This window comes from Streptomyces sp. NPDC005899, from assembly GCF_040629645.1.
Taxonomy (GTDB): domain Bacteria; phylum Actinomycetota; class Actinomycetes; order Streptomycetales; family Streptomycetaceae; genus Streptomyces.
Genome location: NZ_JBEXWB010000338.1, coordinates 1 through 6842 on the forward strand (window position 1 = coordinate 1; position 6842 = coordinate 6842).

At 72.3% G+C, this 6842-nt stretch carries 7 protein-coding genes and 1 pseudogene; 4 read left to right on the forward strand and 4 right to left on the reverse strand.

Annotation, left to right across the window (positions count from 1 at the left end; translation table 11 throughout):
- The 3 genes from ABZ371_RS26870 to eccE form a co-directional block, all read right to left on the reverse strand.
- On the reverse strand, nucleotides 1-252 hold a 252-nt coding region (locus ABZ371_RS26870; protein WP_358684169.1), incomplete at its 3' end, for an SCO5717 family growth-regulating ATPase.
- 492 nt (nucleotides 253-744) lie between these two features.
- The gene (locus ABZ371_RS26875; protein ID WP_358684171.1) at nucleotides 745-1467 is read right to left on the reverse strand and encodes a hypothetical protein; all 723 of its coding nucleotides are present in this window, start codon (nucleotides 1465-1467) and stop codon (nucleotides 745-747) included.
- A complete protein-coding gene (gene eccE, locus ABZ371_RS26880; RefSeq protein ID WP_358684173.1) occupies nucleotides 1467-2819 on the reverse strand; it encodes a type VII secretion protein EccE in 1353 nt (450 codons plus the stop codon). Before eccE ends, ABZ371_RS26875 begins: the two co-directional genes overlap by 1 nt.
- A gap of 224 nt (nucleotides 2820-3043) precedes the next feature.
- On the opposite strand from eccE, the gene eccB reads away from it, so the two are divergent.
- From eccB to ABZ371_RS26900, 4 genes are all read left to right on the forward strand, one after another.
- Nucleotides 3044-4591, forward strand: coding sequence for a type VII secretion protein EccB (eccB, locus tag ABZ371_RS26885; protein ID WP_358684175.1), 1548 nt, complete (start codon nucleotides 3044-3046; stop codon nucleotides 4589-4591).
- Nucleotides 4592-4638: 47 nt separating this feature from the next.
- Nucleotides 4639-5868, forward strand: coding sequence for a type VII secretion-associated serine protease mycosin (gene mycP / locus ABZ371_RS26890; protein WP_358684178.1), 1230 nt, complete (start codon nucleotides 4639-4641; stop codon nucleotides 5866-5868).
- Nucleotides 5869-6094: 226 nt separating this feature from the next.
- Nucleotides 6095-6445 (forward strand): hypothetical protein, encoded by a 351-nt coding sequence (locus ABZ371_RS26895; RefSeq protein WP_358684180.1) that lies wholly within the window; start codon nucleotides 6095-6097, stop codon nucleotides 6443-6445.
- A 57-nt stretch (nucleotides 6446-6502) separates the two neighbouring features.
- Entirely contained in the window at nucleotides 6503-6784 is a 282-nt protein-coding gene (locus tag ABZ371_RS26900) for a WXG100 family type VII secretion target (RefSeq protein WP_358684182.1), read from the forward strand.
- Here ABZ371_RS26900 and ABZ371_RS26905 read toward each other — a convergent pair.
- Nucleotides 6747-6842 (reverse strand): annotated as a pseudogene (locus ABZ371_RS26905) (cyclophilin-like fold protein); the annotation flags it as partial. The gene ABZ371_RS26900 and the pseudogene ABZ371_RS26905 overlap by 38 nt on opposite strands.

A 6842-nucleotide genomic window follows, 5' to 3' on the forward strand; every position in this document is an offset into this window, starting at 1 on the left:
CGGGGGCCAGCCGGGCTCGAAACCGCCACCGGCCGGCAGTCCGGGCACGGACAGCGGAGCGCCCTGCGGCGGCGGAGGGGCCAGATGCGAGCCCGCCCCGCCCGACGAGTCCCCCGACGCGTTCTGCGTGTACCAGGCCGGCGGGGTGTAGTCGATGGTGAACTCACCCGTCATCTCGGCGGGCTCCGCGTCGGACGACTCGTCGGCGGGTGTGTTCCAACCCCCGCGGATCTCGTCCCGATCGCCGCTCACTTTGCCTCCTGGTGTGGTCGAGCACCCTTGTGCCGTGGTGGGTGGGGGCGACCGTTCCCGTTGTCCGGTCCGCCCGGCTCTCCCCCTTGCGACGCGCAGTGCCTGCCCGCAGGTTCCTCTGCCACGCCCCCCACCCACCCTAATCGCCATCGCGTGCCGCGCGGCAGGCCGTGCCGCACGAAGAACTGTCCAGTAGGTCAGGCGGCGCACACAAGTGAACAGGGTGCGACCGGCCGACCGCCCCGAAGCGGACAAGGGCCTGCACACGCGCACGAATTACGGACCCGCCTCCTGTGGCGGCCCCCGGCCCCGGGCCGGCAGCGGACCCCTCACCACGGTCCCGCCCGCCTTCGCGACCACGGCGGGGCCGGGCTCCAACCGCCGTCCGGCACCCGGGACCTCACGCCCGGCGCCGAGGCGACCGGCCCGGCACCGGGCCGTCCCCGCCACAGGGCTGCCCCCGCCACCGGGCCGCCCCTCCCGCCGGACCGCTCAGTCCATGCGGCGGGCGCCGCCCAGCAGGCCCGACTCCGCGTCGGTGGCCTGGGTCATGACGAACTGCCGGTCCCCGTCCGCACACCACAGGGTCACCCCGTCAGCCAGCGTGGACAGCGCCTGGGTCTCCGCGGGCGGCAGGTTCAGGATCCGCCCGATCTGCGCGGCCTCGTCGGGAGAGACGCGCTGGACCCCGACGAGGGCCGACTTCTCCATCAGCCGGGGAGCCACCGGGCTCAGGTACGGCAGCAGGGTCACCACGGACTGCCAGGGGCCCGCCACCACACGGCCACGCGGTGGCCGCATGCCGCAGTCGCGGATCACGACCACCGGCGAGCCGGCCGACGCGCCCTGCGGCGGCACCCGCCCCACCTCGTGCAGCGCGATGCACGGCTGCCCGCCGCCCGCCGCCTGCGCCAGGCCGGTCCAGGTCTGCGGCCGGCCGGTCTCCACGGCGATCCGGGCTCCCGTCGCCGCCGCCCGTAGCGCCAGCACCTGAGCGGTCCAGAGCCCGCCGATCAGCGTGACGTCGTACGGGGTGGGGCGGTTGATGCCCAGGACCGCCGGACGGCCCTCCGCGTCCACCCCGATGACAGTGCCGTCGTCACCGACGGGCACGGCGAGCGAGGCGAGTTCCTCGACCGGGACCACGTGCCGGCCGCGGCGCGGACCGATCAGCCCGAAACCGAGCCGGGACCGGGCGTGCGAAGTGGCGGACATCAGCGGGTACCCCCGAGAGGCAGCGTCGCGAGCACCCCGGGCAGCTGTTCGCGGTCCAGCCGCACCAGCGACGCCTTGACACCGCGTGCGGTGCGCTCGAGTTCGTGACGGGCGGCGAGGAGTTCCCCGTCGCTGCGACCGGTGATGCGGATGTGCCCCGTGACCGAGACGGCCGACCGGTCGCCGTGCCCCAGCGTCAGGCTGAAGGTCGTGGCCAGCGCGGGTATCGAGGTGAGCAGCGCGACCAGCTGAGGCATCGAGGCGCCGCCCCCGCCCAGGTGCGGCCACCGGCTCACCCAGTAACTGGTGTGCCACCGGTCGTCGCAGCGCCAGGTGCGGGAGGTCTCCTCCGTACGGCGGCCGGGCGTCTCCGTGCGGCTGGCCTGAGCCATCGCCAGCGGGCTGACGCACGAGGACGTGGCGATCGCCGACGTCAGCTCCTGCTCCGTCAGCACCGTGGCCCGGAACCCGGCCCCGGTCAGTCTGCTCGCCAGCTGGTCCGCCGCCCGCACCGCACACTTCTGGGCCCCGACGATCCCCCCGCCGCGCGCGGCCACCGCCTCGGGGCAGAGCTCGGGGTTCAGCTTCAGCGCGATCCAGGTGATCCGCAGCGCGGGTGAGCCCGTCCGGGCCTGCAGCGGCGCGTAGTTGCGTGCGGCCACGGACTGCGGCGGAAGATGCGGGGCGGGCGCGGGCTGCGTGTGCTGGACGACCTGCGCCGATTCCAGCCGGATACCGTCGACCTCCAGCACCTCGCGGACGAGGCTCAGGGGCAGCGGCCGCGCCGAGCGGTCCGGCCGCAGCGCGGTGGCGTCCGACTCGACCTGGACGACGGCCGAGACGTACGTGCCGTCGCCGATCATCCCGACCGGGCGCCTGTCGCGGTCGCTGAAGGAGTAGGTGCGCAGGGCCGGTTCGCACTCCACCGCGGGCGCCAGCCCCGGCTCCGTGCCCGCGGGCACCACCGAGGAGGCCGCCCGGCGGCTCCGGGCACGCAGCGCGAGGACGGTGCCCAGCCACTCGGGGAGCGAGCGGCGGTGCCTGCGGACCACGGCGAGCACCACGAGGACCGCGGCGACCGCACCGGCGGGCACCAGGAGCAGCGGCTCGACCACCCAGGCCACCAGCAGGAGAGCCGCCGCGATTTCGATCAGTACGAGCTGTTGCAATCGGAACGAACCGATCTGTCCGGCCCGTCCGTCCAGTCGTGGAGCGACAGCGCCGCCGGGGCCCGTCGGGCCGCCCGGGGAGGTGCGCGAGGGGCGGCGGGAACCTCGCCGGCCGCCCGCTCCGGAGCCTGTGGAGGGCTGTGCGTTCCCGGCCGGACGCGTCCGTGTCGCGGAAGCCATCATTCCGGCATTCCCCCGTTCATAAGGCTCCAACTCCACCCGCTCGCCCCGCTCCCGCCGGGGCTTCGGCGGCTGGATCACCCTACCCGCCCCACCGGCGCGCGCGATCAGCAGGCATAGTAGGGGGCCGGTCCGGCACCAGGGCCCGGCATCCGGGGTCCGGCACGGGGTGCGGGGATGCTCACGCTCCTGGGCCGCGCGGGGAGACACGGGAGACGGACACACTCATGGCATCACGGCGGGACGAGCTCAACGCGTACACCTTTGCGAAGAAGCGCACGGTGGCCGCCTTCCTCCAACCCTCGCCCACCGGTACCGAGGAGGGCGCCCCGCGCCCGCTGCGCGCCGTCGTCCCCAGCCTGATCGTCGGCGCCCTGATCATGGCGGGATTCGGGGCCTGGGGGATGTTCAAGCCGACGGCGCCCAAGGACTGGGACAAGCCGGGCACGAAGGTGATCGTCGGCAAGAAGTCCACCACCCGCTACGTCGTCCTCAGCACGGGCAAGGGCAAGAGCCGGAAGACACTGCTGCACCCCGTGCTCAACCTCGCCTCCGCCCGTCTCCTGCTCACCCCCCAGCAGTTCGACGTCGTCCAGGTCGGGGACGACATCCTGGACGCCGGGAAGCCGCCGCGCGGGCCCATCCTCGGCATCCCGTACGCCCCCGACCGCCTGCCCGAGGCGACGGACGCGGGCACCGCCAAGCGGTGGGCCGTCTGCGAGCAGCCCGGCGGCAAGGGGAACTCCGTGCAGAAGGCGGCCTTCGTCCTCGCCGAGCGGGACGAGAAGCTGACCGAGGGCAGGCGGCAACTCACCGGCGGCCAGGTGCTGTACGTCCAGGGCCAGGACAAGGCCCGCTATCTCGTCGACGCGAGCGGCACGAAGTACCGCATCGACGAGAGCGCGGCGGACAACGGGCACCTGACCAACGCGCTCGTCGGCAGCCGCCTGCCGCAGTCCGTCACCGACGACTGGCTCGCCACCCTGCACGACGGCAGCCCGCTCGTCTTCCCGCACATCCCGGGGACGGTCGGCGCCCCCGCGCACATCGAGGGCCAGCTCTCCGCCGAGGAGAACAAGGTCGGCATGGTCCTGCGGACGAGGACCGGTGAGGGAACGGCCTTCTACGTCGTCCTGGACGGATCGGTGCAGCCGGTGTCGGAGTTCACCGCCTGGTTGCTGATCAACTCCCCGCAGACCGCGCGGCTCAACCTCGACAGCGAGGCCCGCCCCGTCGGCCTGCAGGACTTCGTCCCCGACGGGCGCACCTTCGCGGGCCAGGCCGCCCACTGGCCCGTCCACAAGGCCCGGCAGGTCAACTCCACGAGCGGCGGCGGCAGTCGTGACACGGTGTGCAGCGTGCTGCGCAAGGTGGACGACACCGGGCGCACGACGCTGACCACCTGGGCGGGCACCGCCTACCCGGCATCCATCAACGCCGGGGGCACCAGCACCTACGTCACCCCCGGCAGCGGCCTGCTCTACACGCAGGTCCAGGGCAAGCAGACGAAGCCCGACGGGTCACTCTTCCTGGTGACCGACACGGGGCTGCGGTACGCCGTACAGGCGAACGGTGACAGCGACGCCGATCGTTCGGACATCGGCGCCGGAGACCGGCAGGAGGCCCAGGACGGCCGGCCCGAGGCCAGCCAGGCACAGATCCGGCTCGGATACGAGAAGGTCACCCCCTCGCTGGTCCCCATCGCCTGGTCGGAGTTCCTGTCCAAGGGGCCCCGGCTCGACACCAACAGCGCCCGCCAGCCCCAGGGCTCCTGACCGCGCGCACCACGAGGACGGACGCGGGACCCGGGGGAGAGGAACACATGACGTACCGCAAGACGGCCGTACTGACGGCCGCCACCGCTGCGCTCGCCGCACTGGCCGTGCCGAACACCGCGTACGCCGCCACTCAGGCGCAGCGGCCGGGCGGGCCGGTGCTGGACGGCAGCGGCGAGTGCACGTTCCCGATGAAGGAGCAGTTCGAGGGCCGCCCCTGGCCCCTCCAGCGCGTCATGCTGGACGAGCTCTGGCAGGACACCAGGGGCAAGGGCGTCCGGGTCGCGGTGATCGACACCGGTGTGGACAACGCCAACCCGCAGCTCGAGGGGGCGGTGGACGCCTCCGCCGGACGCGACCTCCTCAAGGGCGGTAAGGCCGACGGGACCACCGACGAGGTCGGCCACGGCACGAAGGTCGCGGGCATCATCGCCGCGCGCCCCCGCAAGGGAACGGGTTTCGTCGGGCTGGCCCCCGAGGCCACGATCATCCCGATCCGGCAGAACGACGAGAAGAACAGCGGCAAGGACACGACGATGGCCACCGCGATCGACCACGCGATCGCCAAGGGCGCCGACGTCATCAACATCTCCCAGGACACCACCAAGCCGCTCACCGAGGACTCCGCACTGGGCAGGGCCGTCGCCCGGGCACTCGCCGAGGAGATCGTCGTGATCGCCTCCGCCGGCAACGACGGCATGGACGGCAAGCTGAAGAAGACCTACCCCGCCGCCTTCCCCGGCGTCCTCGCGGTCGCCTCCTCCGACCGCAACAACGAACGCGCCGCCTTCTCCCAGGCCGGGGAGTTCGTCGGCGTCGCGGCCCCGGGCGTCGACATCGTCTCCACGGTCCCGGGCAACGGCCAGTGCACCGACAACGGCACCAGCTTCTCCGCGCCCTACGTCGCGGGGGTCGCCGCCCTCCTCGTCGCCAAGTACCCGGCCTGGAAGCCCCACGAGATCGTCGCCCGGATCGAGCAGACCGCCGAACGCTCCGTCACGGGCCACGACGACTTCGTCGGCTGGGGCGTCGTCGACCCCGTCCGGGCGCTGGCGGGGGACAGGGACGACGCCCCCTCGCAGGCCGCGCACCCCGATCCCGCGCCGCCCAGGGCCCCCGCGCCCGAGCCCGCGCACCTCGCGATGTCCGAGACGACGCAGGAGCGAAGCGAGCGCTACGCCACCTACGCGCTCGCGCTGGCGACCGTCCTGGTGGGTGTCGTGGCCGGTACGGCGACGGTCGTCCGTGATGTCCGGCGACGACGCGGTTTGCGCTGAGCGCGCCTTCCCTGAGGTAGACCTCCTGCCAGGAAGCCCAGTTGGGGAGAGCACACGATATGACTAGGGTGGTAGCAGACTTCACGTGTGTGACGGGGGAACGAGAAGTGGCCGAAGTCCGGTTCCGGGGCGCGTCAGCGCCGCCGGACGCTTCTGGGAACCCGTGCAGCGAAACCCTGTCCGCGACCGGCGGACAGGCCCGGGAACTGAGAGATAGGACCTCCGGATGAGCAACACCGGTTCGGGTTTCGGACTTGCCGACGATCCGATCGTCCAGGCCAAGAACAAGATCATCGAGACTGCCGAGGCGGTCTCCAAGCAGTCCCGCGAGCTCGCCGACATCCTCGCCACGGTCAGCGCGGGCTGGACCGGTGTCGGCGCCGGCGGGTTCACATCCGCACAGATCACGATCAACGAGGACCACGACGAGATCCGCCGCCTGCTGCAGGTGCTCCTCAACGGTGTCGGCCAGACGAAGAACCTCAGCAACGCCAACGACGACGAGGTCCGCGCGGCCTTCGCCGCCGTGAAGGAATCGGCGTCCTCGGGCAACACGTCCGGGCTCAACAACCTCTGAGTCGCGCCGCCGGACTCCGGCGCACCGTCGCAAGCCGAACCACCGAGGAGCAGACAGATGGCCGCAGACCCGAACACCAAGGTCAAGTACGAGAGCGTCCAGGAGATGGCGAACCGCATCCGTGTGGTGTCGCGCAACATCATCAAGGACCTCGAGGAGATGGACGCCGCCCTCAAGGTCGTCACCGACACGTGGGACGGTGACGCCCACGCCGGGTACGTCGTCCTCCAGGGCAAGTACAAGGGCAAGGCCGACCACATGAAGGACCGTCTCGAGCAGACGGCGAAGATCATCGAGAACGGCGTTCCATGTCGTGGAAGTCCGCCAGGTCCAGGCTGAGGGGGAGGAGTGCGGCGAAGTCGCGGGCGGCGGGGCTGTCGTTCAGGGTGGCCTCGAC